Origin of the sequence: Sphingomonas sp. (assembly GCF_025362505.1) — a bacterium.
Classification (GTDB): Bacteria; Pseudomonadota; Alphaproteobacteria; order Sphingomonadales; family Sphingomonadaceae; genus Sphingomicrobium.
Window position 1 is genome coordinate 1 of record NZ_JANYGG010000033.1, and the last position, 14966, is coordinate 14966.

Below are 14966 nucleotides of genomic sequence, written 5' to 3' on the forward strand. Positions count from 1 at the left end.
GGACCGACGCCGGATTTCTGCTGGCGCTGGAGCGGTTCGGTTATTCGGTCGCCGAGCCTCAAAAGGCGGTGATTGCCTTCCAGCGGCGCTTTCGCCCCGACCGGATCGACGGGATCATCGACGGTGAGTGCCGGGCCAAGCTGCTGTCGCTGTTGCTGCCGCGGCCGCAATAGGTCATATCACGGCCACCAGGCGGCCGGGCGACCGCGGCCTTCCGCAAGGAAGGGCGAGGAAAGTCCGGGCTCCACGAAAAAACGGTGCCGGGTAACGCCCGGCGGGCTCATTTTCGGATGGGTTCAGGGAAAGTGCCACAGAAAGCAATCCGCCGGCCTTCGGACCGGTAAGGGCGAAAGGGTGCGGCAAGAGCGCACCGCGTCCCCGGCAACGGGGGCGGCACGGCAAACCCCACCGGGTGCAAGACCGAATAGGGGTGGCATATGGGCATTTTCGGCTCGTCACCCGGGTTGGTCGCTTGAGCGGCGGAGCAATCCGTCGCCTAGAGGAATGGTCGCCCAGGTACCGCAAGGTGCTGGACAGAACCCGGCTTACAGGCCGCCTGGCGTTTTAGTTTTGTGCTGTGCCGACCCCCACCCCCACCCCCACCCGGCCAACCCATAGGATACACTCAGTGGGCTGGCCGGGTGGGGGCGTGGGCCGGCTCAGTTCTTCGCAACAAAAACATAAAACTGGTGGAGCCGACGCCCATCCCCTAAGCCGGACGAAGCATGGCCAAGGCAACGCGATCCGATAATTGGGGCTTTCCCCGCTGGAGCAGCTACGGTGCCAAGGGCACTGCCACGGCGCGGATCCGGCTGTGCGATCGCGAAGGCTGCAACGCGGCCGGTGACCGCCCCGCCCCCAAGGCGCCAAACCGTCCCGATCGCTGGTATTTCTGCGAGCCCCACGCCGCGGAATATAACAAGAACTGGAACTACTTCGCCGGGCTCAGCGCCGAAGAGGCGGCGCGCCAGGCGGCAGAGGCCGAGGATGGCCCCGCCTATCGCGCCTCGGCGCACTATCAGTGGGCAGGGCCGGGTGATGGCACGCGCAGTCGCGACGAGATGCGCGCGCTCGACGTCCTCGATCTTCCACCCGACGCCGATGCGGCGGCGGTCAAGGCCGCCTATCGCCGCATGGCCAAGGAAAACCATCCCGACGTCAATGCCGACGACAAGGAGGCAGCCACGCGCTTCCAGCAAATCCAGGCGTCGTACGACGTGCTGCGCAAGGCCGACGAGCGCCGCGCCGCGGTCGCGTCGGCAACCATCTAGAGCCTGATCGTTCGACGTGGGAGCGCATCGCGCTTCCGCCAAAAGCGTGAAACGGGATCCATCAAAGCCTAGGTCGGCATGAAGGTCAGCGCGGCGCGCGCGATCGGATCGTCGCGGTCGCCGACGTGCGCTACCCCCTCGACGAACGACACCGAGCGCGTGATCTTGATGCAACGGCACCACGCGAATACCGTCTCGTGCTTTCTCGCTGGCCGCAGATAGTCGATCCGCAGGTCGAGCGTCACGGCCGGACGGAACTCGCCCTGCTTGACCCAAACTGATATTCCGGCGGCAAGGTCGATCAGGCTGACAATCGCTCCGCTCGCCAGCAAGCCGGTTTCGGGCACCCCGACCAGCTCCTCGCGCCACGGCAGCGCGGCTTCGAACCAGTCGTCGCCGTGACCGACATAGTCGAAGCCGATCGCACCGCTATGGCCATAGCGGCTGATTATATCCGAAAACCGCCGCGCATCGAACGCGCCGCCTTTGATTCGCGCATCTTCCTCGGCGCTGACCGGCCGCTCGTCGCTCATGCAAGCCGCTCGGCGGTGTCGCGCACCAGCGTGATCATGTTGGGCAATCCCTGCGTTCGGTTCGAACTCAGCTCGCGGGTCAGTTCGAACGGGGCCAGCTGCGTCTCGATGTCGGCCGCCGCGACCTCGGCCGCCGGACGGTCCTGCACCGCCGCCAGCACAAGCGCGACAATCCCCTTTGTAATCGCGGCATTGCTGTCGGCGAGGAAATGCAGCCGACCATCATCGGTCCGCGTCGGGTAAACCCAAACCAAGGCGGAACAACCGCGCACTTTCGTGGCCTCGGTCTTGAGCGCGTCGGGCATCGGCTCGAGCAACCGGCCAAGCTCGATCAGCAGCCGATAGCGATCCTCGCTTTCGAGCATGGCATAGTCGTCGGCAATATCGGCCAAGGGGGGCAGGGGTGTCACGCTCCCGCGCCTACCGGTCGCCTAGCGGTCGCGCAATTGGTCGATTTCGCGCGCCAGGCTGTTTTCCTTCTCGACCGCGATCCGTTCGAGCACCTGGATGCGTTGCTTGAGCTGCGTGACCTCATCGCGCAGGCGGCGAGTCTCGCCCTCATCTTCCGCGCGGGGCGTGACGTCGAGTATCTCCGGACCACGATGGCGAAAGCGCCCCCTCGACTGCATGATTCGCCCGACCACCACGATCGCCACGATCAGCACGACCATTTCGAACGGGTTCATCGCACCTCCTCCTGCCCGGTCAGCCGCGGCGCGCGAAGCGCCTCGATTTGAGCAGCGGTCTCGACACCGCGATCGGTCGCAAGCTGTTCGAGTACGCGCACACGCTGTTCCAGCCGCTCGGTGTGCGCCGCATATTGCGCGCTCTTCTCGGCGGCGAGATTGCTCTGCGTTGCCAACTGCCGCTCCTTCAGCTTGAGCCACATCTTGAACGGTGCGATGCCGATCGCGGCGAGCGGGATCAGCACCCAGATCCAGCTGGCAATGTCATTCATAGGTTTCCCTTTCGAAGACTCAAACTGATCCGAATTATCGCAGCTGCTCGATTTCCTGCGCCAGGCTGCGATTTTCGGTCGTGACATGATATTCGATGTCGGCGAGCCGCCGGTCGATGTCGCGCATCCGGCTGCGGATCTCGCGCGCGCTCTGGGCGGGCGAGGCGCGCACGCCCTGCCAAAACTGGCGCTCGTCCTTGCTCTCGGCGGCGATCTCGCGCGGCTCGTCGCTGGCGATCCAGCCGACGATGAAATAGACCGGGATCAGCGCGCCCGCGCCGATAAAGATCGACAGTACCAGCCCGATGCGGACCAGGTTGACGTCGATCCCCGTGTAATTGGCGATCCCGGCGCACACTCCCATGACCTTCTTGTGGCGCTTGTCGAGGTAGAAGCGGGTCCGGCTCGGCGGCTGCGGCACGGCGCTACTTCCCTTCGTTCAGCAGGCGCTGGCGCGCACCGGTTTCAGGCAGGATATTCTGGCGCCAGTTGGGGTTCTCGGCGGTCATGATCCGCTCGATCGAGCCCAGGCGATCATCGAGTCGCCGCGCCGCATCGTACAGCTCGTCGAGTAATTTCTCGTCACCACCCGTCAGCCGCGCCGTGGTCTTCCATTTGGTGATGTAGTGAAACACCAGCCACGGCAGTCCAACGAACAAGACCCCCATCGTGATAAGCAGCGCCATGAGATCCCCGGAGTCCATGTCTTAATTACCCTTTGTCTTAAGCGCGGCCTTCATGGCCTGCAGTTCGGCATCGACGCTGTCGCTCGCGCGCAGGTCGGAGATTTCTTCTTCCAGGCTCTTCGGCCCGGTCATGCCGAGCGCGTCGGCGCGCCCCTCGGCAAAGTCGGCGCGCCGCTCCATGATCTCGAACCGCGAGAAGGCGTCCTCGGTGCGATTGCCGTGCAGCACTTCGCTCGTCCGGGCCCGCGTCACCGCGCTCTCGATCCGGCTGGCGATTGCGTTCTGCCGTGCCCGCGCCTCGCGCAGCTTGCCCTGCAGCTTGGCGATGTCGGCTTCGTAGCCCTTGAGCGTATGCTCGATCACCGAGATCTCCGCGCGTAGCCCCTCGGCCATGTCGGCCGCCTTCTGGCGCTCGCCGAGCGCGGCGCGGGCCAGGTCCTCGCGGTCCTTGGACAGCGCCAGTTCGGCCTTCTCTGTCCAGCTGCCCTGCAATTCGTCGAGCCGGTTGATCGCGCGGCGCATTTCCTTGCTGTCGGCGATCGAGCGCGCCGCCGAGGCGCGGACCTCGACCAAGGTTTCCTCCATTTCGAGGATGATCATCCGGATCATCCGCGCGGGATCCTCCGCGCGGTCGAGCAGCTCGGTCATATTGGCTGCGACGATGTCCCGCGTACGGGAAAAAATGCCCATTCAGCACTCCGTTCAAAATTCAGGCGCCAGTCGCAATTTCCTATGCAGCGAGCGTGCCAATATCGAGAAAGCCCCGAAAATGTAAAAAGCGCCAATCTTTTCGACGAACGGCGGTGCGAAGCATCTTGCCAGAACGTGGGAATTGCCACCAACTCTTGGCTATGGAGCGTACAACCCAATTTGTCGGTCAGAGCCTGGCCTTCCTCGACTCGGTCGAACGCGCCAGCCGCGCCGCGCCGCTCAACCGGCCAGTCCTCGTCATCGGCGAGCGCGGCACCGGCAAGGAATTAATCGCCGAGCGCCTTCACCATCTGTCGGGCCGCTGGGCCGGTCCGCTTATCACGATGAACTGCGCCGCGCTCCCCGAAACACTGATCGAGGCCGAGCTGTTCGGCCATGAAGCCGGCAGCTTCACGGGTGCCGCCAAGACCAGGCATGGCCGCTTCGAGGAGGCCGACGGCGGCACCCTGTTCCTCGACGAACTGGCGAGCCTGTCGTCGCCGGCGCAGGACCGCCTCCTGCGCGCGGTCGAATATGGCGAGGTCACCCGCATCGGCGCGTCAAAGCCGATCCGCGTCGACGTCCGCATCGTCGCCGCGACCAACGAGCATCTGCCCCGCCTGGTCGACGAGGGCCGCTTCCGCGCCGACCTGCTCGACCGGCTGTCGTTCGAGGTCGTCACCTTGCCCCCGCTGCGCGTCCGCAACGGCGACGTGCCGATCCTCGCCGACCATTTCGCGCGGCGCATGGCGGCCGAGCTCGAATGGCCGCAATGGCCCGGCTTCACGGCGCGCGCGCAGGCCGAGCTCGAAGCCTATCAATGGCCCGGCAATGTCCGCGAGTTGCGCAACGTGGTGGAGCGCGCGGTCTATCGCTCCGAGGATCCCGAGCGTCAGGTCGACGTCATCCAGTTCGATCCGTTCCACTCGCCGTGGGCTCCGGCCGATAGCGCCAGCGCCGCGCCGCACGAGAACCCCGAGCATCCGACCGCCGCTCCGCGTGCAGTCGAACCAGCGACTGCCGCCCTGCCGTCAGCCGCGACCGGCGACCTGCGCAGCGCGGTCAACGCCTACGAGCGCGCGCTTCTGGAGGACGCCTTGTCGCGTAACCGCTTCAACCAGCGCGCCACCGCCACGTCGCTCGGCCTCAGCTACGACCAGCTGCGCCACGCGATGAAGCGTCACAAGCTCCACGAAGGCGAGGCCGCCGCCTGAGGCGAACGGCCCCGTGATCGGTAACGGCTCGGCCTACGCCGGCAAGGTCTGGTAAGTCGTCATCGCATAGAGCATCGGGATCGACAGCAGCGTGTTGACCCGGCTGGTCAGCATCGCGGTCTTGGCCGATTTCGCCTTCGACGCATCGTCGGCCTCGACCAGTCCGAGCGCGCGCTTCTGGTTCGGCCAGATGATGAACCACACGTTGAACGCCATGATCAGCCCGAGCCACATCCCCGTTCCGATCAAGCGGAACCCCGGCTTGAACCCGAACGCCTCGTGGAAATAGCCGTTGAACCACGCCAGCAGCAGCCCGGCGAACACGGTGAACGCCGCGCCCCAACGGAAGTAGAACAGCGCCTGCGGGGCGATATATTTCGACACGCCCGGCTTCAGCTCGGCCGGGATGGTCGGCATGGTCGGGATCTGCACGAAGTTGAAATAGTAGAGCAATCCGATCCACACGATCCCGAAGAACGCGTGGAGCCAGCGGGTGATCACCGCGGCGGTGATCGTATCGGCATGGAACGTCGCGCTCAGCACGATCGCGAGCAGCAGTCCGATACCCAGCGTGATGTAAAGATTTCCGAGCAGTTTGGCCATCTGATCCCCCTGTCTGGCCGGACAGCTCCGGTCATGTTGCTGATCGTTACGGCGTCGTGTCGGTCGGATGCAAGCATTTGTCGCCGGTCGCGCATCCCAGGCGTTCACCGTTCGTTACTGGCCAACTACCACCGTCAATCCCACAAGGATTTCCCATGCCCTTCTCTCTGCCCGAACTGCCCTATGCCAAGGACGCGCTTGCCCCGCACATGTCGGCCGAAACGTTCGACTATCATCACGGCAAGCATCACAAGGCCTATGTCGACAAGGCCAACGGCATGCTCGGCGAGAAGGGCCTCGAAGGCGCCTCGCTGATCGAGGTAATCAAGTCCGCGTCGGACAAGGGCGAAAAGGGCCTGTTCAACAATTCGGCGCAGATCTGGAACCACAGCTTCTTCTGGCAGTGCCTCGCGCCCGCGGGTTCGACCTCGCCGTCGGGCAAGCTCGCCGAGATGATCTCGAGCGACTTCGGCGACCACAACACGCTGCTCGAAAAGCTGGCGACCGAAGCGACCAATCATTTCGCGAGCGGCTGGGGCTGGCTAGTCCTCAATAACGGCAAGCTCGAAGTGACGTCACTCCATGACGCCGACACCCCGGTCGCGCACGGGATGACCCCGCTGCTCACGCTCGATGTGTGGGAGCACGCCTACTACATCGACTATCGCAACGAGCGCCCGCGCTTCCTCAAGACGGTGCTCGAGAATATCGTCAACTGGGACTTCGTCGCGCACAACCTCGACGGCCAGGGCGCAAGCCGGGCAGATCAAATGAGCTAACCGCTACTTCTTCAATCGGTAGCCCGACTTGAAAATGCGCGTGATGGTGGTGAGGCAGATCAGGATGATCGCCGCCATCACCGCCACGCTCGACCACACCGGCACGTCGGCGCGGCTGTAGAAGCTCCAGCGGAAGCCGCTGATCAGATAGACCACCGGGTTGAACAGCGTCACCGTCCGCCACGGCTCGGCCAGCGCGGCCACCGAATAGAACGCCCCACCGAGGAAGGTCAGCGGCGTCACCACCAGCATCGGCACGATCTGAAGCTGCTCGAAGCTGTTCGCCCAGATGCCGATGACGAAGCCGATCAGGCAGAAAGTGATGCAGATCACGATGAGAAAGGCGAGCATCGCGAGCGGATGATCGAGATGGACCGGCACGAAGATCGTCGCGGTGGCGAGCGTTACCAGCGCCAGGACAAGCGACTTGGTCGCGGCCGCCCCGACATAGGCGACGACCGTCTCCAGGCTCGAGATCGGCGCTGAGAGAAGTTCGTAGATCGTCCCGCTGAACTTCGGAAAATAAATGCCGAAGCTGGCGTTAAAGATCGACTGCATGAACACCGACAGCAAGGTCAGTCCGGGCACGATAAAGCTGCCGAACGCAATCCCCTCCATCGCCGTCATCCGGCCGCCCAGCGTCGATCCGAACACCACGAAATAGAGCGCGGTCGTGATCACCGGCGCGACCAGACTCTGCCACAGCGTGCGCCGCGCCCGCGCCATCTCGAAGCGATAGATCGCCGCCACGCCATGCCAGTTCATTTCGCGCCTCCGTCATGGACCAGCGACACGAAAATATCCTCGAGGCTCGACTGGTGGGTCGACAGATCCTTGTAGCCGATGCCGAGCTCGCTCAGCTTGCGCATCAGCGACGCGATCCCGGTCCGCTCGGCATGGCTATCGAACGAATAGGCCAGCACATGGCCGCCATCCTGGGTCGTCACGCCCCATTCGCCAAGCTCGCCCGGCACCACCGCCATCACCTCGTTCAGCGTCACCTTGAGCGTCTTGCGCCCCAGCCGCGCCATCAGTGCGTCCTTGTCCTCGACCGCGATCAGCTCGCCTCGCGCGATCACGCCGACGCGGTCGGCCATCTCCTCGGCTTCCTCGATGTAATGGGTCGTCAGGATGATCGTCGTCCCGTCGTCGCGCAGCTGGCGTACCATGTCCCACATGTCGCGGCGCAATTCGACGTCGACTCCCGCGCTCGGTTCGTCGAGGAACAGCAGCGCGGGTTCGTGACTGAGCGCCTTGGCGATCATCACCCGCCGCTTCATCCCGCCCGACAACTCCATCATCTTGGTCTGGCGCTTATCCCACAAGGTCAGTCGCTTGAGCAGCGTCTCGATCATCTTGTCGTCACGTGGCTTGCCGAACAGCCCGCGGCTGAAGCTGACTGTCGACCACACGGTTTCGAACGCATCGGTCGTCAGTTCCTGCGGCACCAGCCCGATCCGCTGGCGCGCGTGGCGATAGTCGAGCGCATGGTCCTTCCCGTCGACCAGCACCGTCCCGTCCGACGGCGTGACGATCCCGCAGACGATCGAGATCAGCGTCGTCTTGCCTGCGCCATTGGGCCCGAGCAGGGCAAATATCTCCCCGCGGCGGATGTCGAGATCGATCGCCTTCAGCGCCTCGGTGCCGCTCGCATAAGCCTTGCGCAGCCCGCGGATCGAAAGGATGGTGTCGCTCATTCGGGGGGCAGTTCTTGCGGCTTCGCAGCGTCGGTGTTGAGGCCGTGCTTCAGCAGCATCGGCACATTCGCGATCGCGAACACGAAGGTCGCGGGCAGGGCGATCCACAATTTATAGCTGATCCATTGGTCCGTCGTCAGATTGCGCCACACCGCTTCGTTGGCGATCGCCATGGCGACGAAGAACAACGTCCAGTTGCGCGTCAGCTTGTCCCAGCCCGTCTGGTCGAGCCCGGGATAGGCCGAACCGAGCACGCTCTTGAGCAACGGCCGTTTCGTGACCAGCCCGAACAGCAGCAGCGCCGAGACGATCGCATAATAGATCGTTGGCTTGATCTTGATGAACGTCTCGTTGTGCAGCCAGATCGTCAGCCCGCCCATCACGATGACGAGGAACCCCGAGAACAGCTGCAGCGCCGACAGCGTGCGGGTCAGCGCGAAGCTCACCACCAGCGCGACGACGAATGCCGCGATGAATATCGCCGTTCCGGTGAACACCCCGAATTTCGCATTGGCGATGAAGAACAGGACGAGCGGCCCGAGGTCGAGCAGCAATCGTACGCCGGCCCCGACCTCGCGGACGGAGCGTTCGGGGGTATTAGGATCTTTTGGAACCGCTGCAATAACGAGGACTGCTATCGGTCCAAAGACAAAGCCCAATGCTCCCCATCCCAGCGGGGATCGGCCTTTTTCAGCCGCTATCACGCCGCAGATTACTGCGGAGCCGACCAAGGCTAGAAGACATACGAGCCAAAAAATCATATGCTTAAGCTCCCAACCCCGCGATGGCCCGCGCCACCGCCCGTGGATCGAATGGCCGCAAATCATCAACTCCCTCACCGACCCCGATCGCGTGGATCGGCAGTCCGAACTTCTCCGCCGCCGCGACCAGCACCCCGCCGCGCGCGGTTCCGTCGAGCTTGGTCATCACCAGCCCGGTTACCCCGGCAAGGTCGCGGAACACCTCGATCTGGTTGAGCGCATTCTGCCCGGTGTTCGCGTCGAGCACCAGGATGACGTCATGCGGCGCCTCCGGATTGAGTCGTCCGAGCACTCGCCGCACCTTCGACAATTCTTCCATTAAATGCGTCTTGTTCTGGAGCCGCCCCGCAGTGTCGACGATCAGCGCGTCGATCCCGGTCGCGGTGGCCTGCTTGACCCCGTCATAGACGATCCCGGCCGCGTCGCCGCCCTCCTTGCCGGCGATGACCGGCGCGCCGATCCGCTCTCCCCAGATCTGCAGCTGCTCGATCGCCGCCGCGCGGAACGTGTCGCCCGCGGCCAGCATCACGCCATAATCCTGTTCCTTGAGCAAATGGCCAAGCTTGCCGATCGTCGTCGTCTTGCCCGACCCGTTGACCCCGATCACCAAAATCACGTGCGGCCGAGGAAAACCCCATATGTCGAGCGGTTTGGCGACGGGCGCCAGGATGCGCTCTATCTCTTCGGCCAGGATCGTCCGCAGCCCGCGCTCATCGAGTTGCTCGAACCTTCGCGCGGCAATCGCCTCGCGAATCCGCTTCGACGCCGCCGGGCCCATGTCCGACGCGACCAGTGCTTCCTCGATGTCGTCGAGCGTCGCCGTGTCGAGCGCCACCTTCGACGTCAGCCCGCCGATGTTCTCGCCGAGCCGATCGGCGGTCTTCTTGAACCCGCCCGCCAGGCGCTCGAGCCAACTCATGCGAACTCCCCGATCAACTGTCCGTCGCCGACGCCGGTGACGGTCGCCAGTCCGCTCTGCCCGCGAACGCTGCCCGCAACGAATATGGGGGCGAATCCGTCGCTATGACCGCGTTCCTTATTCTCGATCAGCACCCGCTGGCGCGTCCCGGCCAGCGACCGCAGCCAGTCCGCCCGGCGTTCGGCAGCCCGGTCGCGCAACCGCGCCGCGCGTGCCTTGACGATCTCGCGTTCGACCTGCGGCATGCGCGCCGCCGGCGTGTTCGGCCTCGGCGAAAAGGGAAAGACATGCCCTGCGACGACATCACAATCATCAAGCAATTGCAAAGTGTTGAGCGCGGCTTCCTCAGACTCGGTCGGAAATCCGGCGATCAGGTCTGCCCCGATCGTCGCATCGCTCCGCGCCGCCTTGATCGCGGCCACGGTTCGCACCGCATCGCCGCGCGAATGTCGCCGCCGCATCCGCTTGAGGATCAGATCGTCCCCGGCCTGCAGCGATAAATGGAAATGCGGCATCAACCGTGTCTCGCCTGCGATCAGCTCCATCAGCGCCGGGTCGATCTCGATGCTGTCGAGCGACGACAGCCGCAGCCGTTCGAGCCGCGGCAACTCGCCGAGCAGCCTCTGGCATAGCGTCCCAAACCCCGTCCCGTCCGTCGTGTAGCTGGTCACATCGACCCCGGTCAGCACGATCTCACGCGCCCCCGCTTCCAGCTCGCGCACCACCGCATCGCGCACCGCGGCATAGGGCAGCGACCGGCTCGGCCCACGGGCCTGCCAGATGGTACAGAAGGTGCAGCGATGATCGCACCCGGTTTGAACCGCGACGAAACTTCGTACCCGCCCACGATACCCCGCCGCAACCGTCAGCGGCGCCGCGAAATCGCGCAACTCGACCGCGTCGACCTCGGGCATCGAACGATAAGCATCGGGGGACAGTTGCGCCGCGCACCCGATCACCACGATCCGCGCATCGGGCCGCTCGCGCCGCGCCCGCCGGATCGCCTGGCGAGTCTGGCGCTCGGCCTCCGCCGTCACCGCGCAACTGTTGACGATCGTCAGAAGATCATTGTCGGCGCGGAGCCGCTTCATCTCCTCGCTCTCGGCGAAGTTCAGCCGGCACCCGAGCGTGATCGTCTCGACACTCATGCTCCGAACGCGTCCAAGTCGATTTCGCCCGTAAACACGCGGGTCGCCGTACCGCGCATCCGCACCGGCTCGCCCGGCGCCCAGCTGATCACCAGTTCGCCGCCCTTCATCTGCACCGTCACCGGCGAGGAAGCGCGCCTGCTCGCGATCGACGCCACCGCCGTCGCGCATGCTCCGGTGCCGCACGCCATCGTCAGCCCGGCGCCGCGTTCCCACGTCCGCAGGCGGATCTCGTCCCCCTCGATCACCGCGACATTGACGTTGATTCGCTCGGGGAAGGCCGCGTCATGCTCGATCACCGGCCCCAACGCGCCCAGCCGCGCCTCGTCGATCGCCTCGACGAAGAACACCAAATGCGGATTGCCGACATTGACCGCCATCGGCCCCGCCAGCTCGTCCCATGCCATCGGCAGCGCGGCGGTATCCATTGCATAGGCCAGCGGAATCTCGTCCCACCCGAAGCGCGGCTCGCCCATCGCCACCTCGACCTCGGCCTCGACTGTCTCGCCATCGATGATCCCGCCAGCGGTCTCGATCCGCGCCGCGCCCGTCAGCGCAATGGCGCAGCGCGCAGCATTGCCGCACGCCTCCGCCAATCCGCCGTCGGCATTAAAGATGGCCATCCGCAGGTCGGCCTTGTCCGAAGGTTCCAGCACGATCAGCTGATCACAACCGATCCCCTGGTGCCGGTCGGCCAGCCGGACGGCGAGGGCAGGGGTCATCGCCACCGCCTCGCTCCTCGCGTCGAGGATCACGAAATCGTTGCCGAGGCCGTGCATCTTGTGGAACCGACGGAGCACGGCTCGCGACTTAGGGCTGCGCAATGAGTGTGTCCACCGTCGGCCGAGCCTGGCGGTTGGTCCGTCGCCAGCCCCGACTGTGTTCGCAAAGACACAGTTTTGCGCCAAAGACCTGCGCCGGCACTTTTTTGGAGAACCTTCTCGGGCGTCGGGTGTTCGGGTCGGACCACTAGCGCAACAAAAAGGAACCTCCATGCGCAAATATCTTCTCGCGGCCGCCGGGCTCGCGGCCATTGCCACGCCGGCAATGGCTCGTGACGGTGCGGCCTACGTCGGAATCGAAGGGGGCATCCTCTTCCCGCGCAATACCCACTATAACACTACTGCCAATCGCGCGACGACGATCGTCACGACGACCACCAACACGTCGGTGACGCCGAACGTTGTCGGACTTCCGGTCACGACGACCTCGACCGGAACGACGTCTTATAATTCCGGCTTCGTTTCGGACTATAAGAAGGGCGTCGATCTCGATGCTATCGTCGGTTACGACTTCGGTATGTTCCGCCTCGAGGGCGAGCTTGGCTACAAGCGCACTCGCGCGAAGGATTTCACGGCGAGCCCTGCGTTCCTCACTGCGATCAACAATCCCGGCATTCCGGGTTACACGACCACGACCTACACCAACAACAGCTCGCAGCTGGGCTTCAATGACCGCACGACTGTCTTGTCGGGCATGGTCAATGGTTTGGTCGATTTCGGCATCGATCCTTCGGTCCGTGCCTACCTCGGTGGCGGCGTCGGTCGCGCTCGCGTCAAGAGCTTCGGCGATCGTGACAGCGCTTGGGCGTGGCAATTCATTGCCGGTCTCGCGACCGCAATCTCGCCCAACGTCGATCTCGGTCTTAAGTATCGCTATTTCCAGACAGGTCGCCTGAACCTCAACAACGCCAACGTCGGCCCGTTCACCAGCTCGACGACGACGACCGGCGTGGGCACCAGCACCACGACCAACTACAGCTCGGTCTATGGTCTGTCGGATAGCGGCAAGTTCCGTTCGCACTCGTTGCTCGCCAGCCTGATCTTCAACTTCGGTGGTATGGAAGCGGCTCCTCCGCCCCCGCCGCCGCCGCCGCCCCCGCCGCCGCCTCCGCCGCCTCCCCCGGCGACGCAGACTTGCGCCGACGGTTCGGTGATCGCGATGGACATGGCGTGCCCGGTTCCGCCGCCGCCGCCGCCGCCGCCGCCGCCGCCGCCCTCGCAGGGTGAGCGTGGCTAAGGTTCAGGCACCAAGCCTGAATTGAAGTGACAAGATTGCTCCCGGGTTAGGCCACGGCCTGGCCCGGGAGTTTTCTTTTTGACCTTGTGCCGCCGTTTCGCTAAGCGCTGTTCCGTCGTTTTCGACAAACACATCGACAGGCGCGTCTTGGCACGCACGCTGGCCGGCGAGGTTTCGCCCGCCGGCGTTTTGCGCTTTGGTTTTGTCGATCTTGAGGAATTTGAATGTTCGACAGCCTGAGCGATCGCCTTGGCGGTGTGTTCGACAAGCTCCGCGGTCGCGGCGCCTTGTCGGAGGCCGACGTGCGCTCGGCGATGCGCGAGGTGCGTGTCGCGCTGCTCGAGGCCGACGTCGCACTCCCGGTCGCGCGCGAGTTCGTCGACCGTGCCACTGAGAAAGCGGTCGGCGCCGACGTCATTCGCTCGATCACCCCGGGCCAGATGGTCGTCAAGATCGTCCATGACGCGCTGATCGAAATGCTCGGCGCCGACGCGTCCGGGCTCGACCTCGACGTCAATCCGCCCGCGGTCGTGATGATGGTCGGCTTGCAGGGCTCGGGCAAGACGACGACCACCGCCAAGCTCGCCCGCCGCCTCAAGGACCGCGAGCGCAAGAAAGTGCTCATGGCGAGCCTCGACGTCGCTCGTCCCGCGGCGCAGGAACAACTCGCCGTGCTCGGCCGCCAGGCGGGGGTCGATACGCTCCCCATCGTCGCCGGCCAGGCCCCGGTCCAGATCGCCGAGCGCGCGCTCCAGTCGGCGCGTCTGCAGGGCTATGACGTGCTGCTGCTCGACACCGCCGGGCGGCTCCACGTCGACGACGCGCTGATGGGCGAGATGAAGGCAGTCGCCGCGGCGTCGCGCCCGACCGAGATCCTGCTCGTGGTCGACAGCCTGACCGGCCAGGACGCGGTCAATGTCGCGCAAGGGTTCGCCGGCCAGGTCGAACTCTCTGGCGTGATCCTGACCCGCATGGACGGCGACGCCCGTGGCGGCGCGGCGCTGTCGATGCGCGCGGTGACCGGCAAGCCGATCAAGTTCGCCGGCACCGGCGAAGGCCTCGACGCGCTCGAAGCCTTCCACCCCGACCGCGTCGCCGGCCGCATCCTCGGGATGGGCGACGTCGTCAGCCTGGTCGAGCGCGCCGCCGAAACCGTCAAGCTGGAGGACGCCGAGAAACTTGCCGCCAAGATGGAGAAGGGCAAGTTCGACCTCGACGACCTGCGCATGCAGATCCAGCAGATGCAGCGTATGGGCGGGCTCGGCGCGCTCGCCGCGATGATGCCCGGGATGAAGGGCCTCGCATCCGGCAAGACCGACGACAAGGCGCTGGTTCGTCTGGAAGCGATGATGTCGTCGATGACCGCGAAAGAGCGCGCCCGTCCCGACGTCATCAACGCCAAGCGCAAGATCCGGGTGGCGAAGGGCAGCGGGACCACCGTTCAGGAGGTCAACAAGCTGCTCAAGATGCATGCCGACATGGCGACCGCGATGAAGCGGCTCAAGAAGATGGGCGGGTTTGGCAAGCTCGCCGCGATGTTTGGCAAGGGCGGGCTCGAGGGCGCGCTCGGCGGGCTTGCGCCGGGTGGCCAGATGCCGGGCGGGCTTCCGGGCCTCCCTGGTGGCAGCGGCTTCGGCAACCTGCCGCCGGGCTTCAACAAATTTGGTAAGAAATAACTCCAATCCACT

General features: G+C 64.9%; 19 protein-coding genes, 1 other RNA gene and 1 pseudogene. 7 read left to right on the forward strand and 14 right to left on the reverse strand.

What is annotated here, in order from left to right:
* From Q0R27_RS02590 to Q0R27_RS02600, 3 genes and pseudogenes are all read left to right on the forward strand, one after another.
* Positions 1-173, forward strand: a pseudogene (locus Q0R27_RS02590) (N-acetylmuramoyl-L-alanine amidase); the annotation flags it as partial.
* Between the two features lie 15 nt (positions 174-188).
* An RNA gene (rnpB, locus tag Q0R27_RS02595) (RNase P RNA component class A) lies at positions 189-564 on the forward strand.
* Positions 565-725: 161 nt separating this feature from the next.
* The gene (locus Q0R27_RS02600) at positions 726-1271 is read left to right on the forward strand and encodes a DnaJ domain-containing protein (protein WP_293940620.1); all 546 of its coding nucleotides are present in this window, start codon (positions 726-728) and stop codon (positions 1269-1271) included.
* Positions 1272-1339: 68 nt separating this feature from the next.
* Here the strand turns inward: Q0R27_RS02600 and Q0R27_RS02605 are convergent, their stop codons facing one another.
* Genes Q0R27_RS02605 through pspA form a run of 7 tightly spaced genes read right to left on the reverse strand, consistent with a single transcriptional unit; the run spans position 1340 to position 4138 of the window.
* The gene (locus Q0R27_RS02605) at positions 1340-1804 is read right to left on the reverse strand and encodes a PaaI family thioesterase (RefSeq protein ID WP_293940622.1); all 465 of its coding nucleotides are present in this window, start codon (positions 1802-1804) and stop codon (positions 1340-1342) included.
* On the reverse strand, positions 1801-2205 hold the full coding sequence (locus tag Q0R27_RS02610) for a SufE family protein (protein ID WP_293940691.1): 405 nt from the start codon (positions 2203-2205) through the stop codon (positions 1801-1803). Before Q0R27_RS02610 ends, Q0R27_RS02605 begins: the two co-directional genes overlap by 4 nt.
* Positions 2206-2235: 30 nt before the next feature.
* Complete coding sequence (locus Q0R27_RS02615) at positions 2236-2490, reverse strand: hypothetical protein (protein WP_293940624.1); 255 nt, start codon at positions 2488-2490, stop codon at positions 2236-2238.
* Positions 2487-2762, reverse strand: coding sequence for a hypothetical protein (locus Q0R27_RS02620; RefSeq protein ID WP_293940625.1), 276 nt, complete (start codon positions 2760-2762; stop codon positions 2487-2489). Before Q0R27_RS02620 ends, Q0R27_RS02615 begins: the two co-directional genes overlap by 4 nt.
* 34 nt (positions 2763-2796) lie before the next feature.
* On the reverse strand, positions 2797-3183 hold the full coding sequence (gene pspC / locus Q0R27_RS02625) for an envelope stress response membrane protein PspC (RefSeq protein ID WP_293940627.1): 387 nt from the start codon (positions 3181-3183) through the stop codon (positions 2797-2799).
* A 4-nt stretch (positions 3184-3187) separates the two neighbouring features.
* A complete protein-coding gene (pspB, locus tag Q0R27_RS02630) occupies positions 3188-3448 on the reverse strand; it encodes an envelope stress response membrane protein PspB (protein ID WP_293940629.1) in 261 nt (86 codons plus the stop codon).
* Between the two features lie 21 nt (positions 3449-3469).
* A complete protein-coding gene (gene pspA, locus Q0R27_RS02635) occupies positions 3470-4138 on the reverse strand; it encodes a phage shock protein PspA (RefSeq protein ID WP_293940631.1) in 669 nt (222 codons plus the stop codon).
* A 161-nt stretch (positions 4139-4299) separates the two neighbouring features.
* Between pspA and pspF the strand changes: the two genes are divergently transcribed.
* Positions 4300-5352 carry a phage shock protein operon transcriptional activator gene (gene pspF / locus Q0R27_RS02640; protein WP_293940633.1) on the forward strand — a complete coding sequence of 351 codons (1053 nt, stop codon included), beginning with the start codon at positions 4300-4302 and terminating at the stop codon, positions 5350-5352.
* A gap of 33 nt (positions 5353-5385) precedes the next feature.
* Here pspF and Q0R27_RS02645 read toward each other — a convergent pair whose 3' ends face one another.
* Entirely contained in the window at positions 5386-5955 is a 570-nt protein-coding gene (locus Q0R27_RS02645) for a urate hydroxylase PuuD (RefSeq protein WP_293940635.1), read from the reverse strand.
* 155 nt (positions 5956-6110) lie between these two features.
* On the opposite strand from Q0R27_RS02645, the gene Q0R27_RS02650 reads away from it, so the two are divergent.
* Complete coding sequence (locus Q0R27_RS02650) at positions 6111-6734, forward strand: superoxide dismutase (protein WP_293940637.1); 624 nt, start codon at positions 6111-6113, stop codon at positions 6732-6734.
* 3 nt (positions 6735-6737) lie between these two features.
* Here the strand turns inward: Q0R27_RS02650 and Q0R27_RS02655 are convergent, their stop codons facing one another.
* The 6 genes from Q0R27_RS02655 to dapF all read right to left on the reverse strand — a co-directional run bounded on the left by Q0R27_RS02655 (position 6738) and on the right by dapF (position 12059).
* Positions 6738-7499, reverse strand: a complete 762-nt coding sequence (locus Q0R27_RS02655; RefSeq protein WP_293940639.1) for an ABC transporter permease — start codon at positions 7497-7499, stop codon at positions 6738-6740.
* Positions 7496-8431 carry an ABC transporter ATP-binding protein gene (locus Q0R27_RS02660; protein WP_293940641.1) on the reverse strand — a complete coding sequence of 312 codons (936 nt, stop codon included), beginning with the start codon at positions 8429-8431 and terminating at the stop codon, positions 7496-7498. Before Q0R27_RS02660 ends, Q0R27_RS02655 begins: the two co-directional genes overlap by 4 nt.
* On the reverse strand, positions 8428-8985 hold the full coding sequence (locus Q0R27_RS02665; RefSeq protein WP_293940643.1) for an inner membrane-spanning protein YciB: 558 nt from the start codon (positions 8983-8985) through the stop codon (positions 8428-8430). Before Q0R27_RS02665 ends, Q0R27_RS02660 begins: the two co-directional genes overlap by 4 nt.
* Positions 8986-9196: 211 nt before the next feature.
* Positions 9197-10111 carry a signal recognition particle-docking protein FtsY gene (gene ftsY / locus Q0R27_RS02670; RefSeq protein ID WP_293940645.1) on the reverse strand — a complete coding sequence of 305 codons (915 nt, stop codon included), beginning with the start codon at positions 10109-10111 and terminating at the stop codon, positions 9197-9199.
* Positions 10108-11259 carry a radical SAM protein gene (locus Q0R27_RS02675; RefSeq protein ID WP_293940647.1) on the reverse strand — a complete coding sequence of 384 codons (1152 nt, stop codon included), beginning with the start codon at positions 11257-11259 and terminating at the stop codon, positions 10108-10110. The genes ftsY and Q0R27_RS02675 overlap by 4 nt, the downstream gene beginning before the upstream one ends.
* A complete protein-coding gene (gene dapF, locus Q0R27_RS02680) occupies positions 11256-12059 on the reverse strand; it encodes a diaminopimelate epimerase (protein WP_293940649.1) in 804 nt (267 codons plus the stop codon). The genes Q0R27_RS02675 and dapF overlap by 4 nt, the downstream gene beginning before the upstream one ends.
* Before the next feature lie 193 nt (positions 12060-12252).
* Here dapF and Q0R27_RS02685 point away from each other — a divergent pair, with 193 nt between their 5' ends.
* Both Q0R27_RS02685 and ffh read left to right on the forward strand, forming a co-directional pair.
* A complete protein-coding gene (locus Q0R27_RS02685; protein ID WP_293940651.1) occupies positions 12253-13278 on the forward strand; it encodes an outer membrane beta-barrel protein in 1026 nt (341 codons plus the stop codon).
* Positions 13279-13502: 224 nt separating this feature from the next.
* Complete coding sequence (gene ffh, locus Q0R27_RS02690) at positions 13503-14954, forward strand: signal recognition particle protein (protein WP_293940653.1); 1452 nt, start codon at positions 13503-13505, stop codon at positions 14952-14954.
* The last annotated feature ends 12 nt before the right edge of the window (positions 14955-14966 follow it).

Coding starts and splice junctions, on each gene's coding strand:
- pspB (WP_293940629.1), bottom strand. CDS start 3,448: ATGGCGCTGCTTATCACGATGGGGGTCTTGTTCGTTGGACTGCCGTGG.
- pspA (WP_293940631.1), bottom strand. CDS start 4,138: ATGGGCATTTTTTCCCGTACGCGGGACATCGTCGCAGCCAATATGACC.
- pspF (WP_293940633.1), top strand. CDS start 4,300: ATGGAGCGTACAACCCAATTTGTCGGTCAGAGCCTGGCCTTCCTCGAC.
- Q0R27_RS02660 (WP_293940641.1), bottom strand. CDS start 8,431: ATGAGCGACACCATCCTTTCGATCCGCGGGCTGCGCAAGGCTTATGCG.
- Q0R27_RS02685 (WP_293940651.1), top strand. CDS start 12,253: ATGCGCAAATATCTTCTCGCGGCCGCCGGGCTCGCGGCCATTGCCACG.
- ffh (WP_293940653.1), top strand. CDS start 13,503: ATGTTCGACAGCCTGAGCGATCGCCTTGGCGGTGTGTTCGACAAGCTC.
- Q0R27_RS02650 (WP_293940637.1), top strand. CDS start 6,111: ATGCCCTTCTCTCTGCCCGAACTGCCCTATGCCAAGGACGCGCTTGCC.
- Q0R27_RS02600 (WP_293940620.1), top strand. CDS start 726: ATGGCCAAGGCAACGCGATCCGATAATTGGGGCTTTCCCCGCTGGAGC.
- Q0R27_RS02645 (WP_293940635.1), bottom strand. CDS start 5,955: ATGGCCAAACTGCTCGGAAATCTTTACATCACGCTGGGTATCGGACTG.
- Q0R27_RS02605 (WP_293940622.1), bottom strand. CDS start 1,804: ATGAGCGACGAGCGGCCGGTCAGCGCCGAGGAAGATGCGCGAATCAAA.
- Q0R27_RS02615 (WP_293940624.1), bottom strand. CDS start 2,490: ATGAACCCGTTCGAAATGGTCGTGCTGATCGTGGCGATCGTGGTGGTC.
- Q0R27_RS02675 (WP_293940647.1), bottom strand. CDS start 11,259: ATGAGTGTCGAGACGATCACGCTCGGGTGCCGGCTGAACTTCGCCGAG.
- Q0R27_RS02620 (WP_293940625.1), bottom strand. CDS start 2,762: ATGAATGACATTGCCAGCTGGATCTGGGTGCTGATCCCGCTCGCCGCG.
- ftsY (WP_293940645.1), bottom strand. CDS start 10,111: ATGAGTTGGCTCGAGCGCCTGGCGGGCGGGTTCAAGAAGACCGCCGAT.
- Q0R27_RS02655 (WP_293940639.1), bottom strand. CDS start 7,499: ATGAACTGGCATGGCGTGGCGGCGATCTATCGCTTCGAGATGGCGCGG.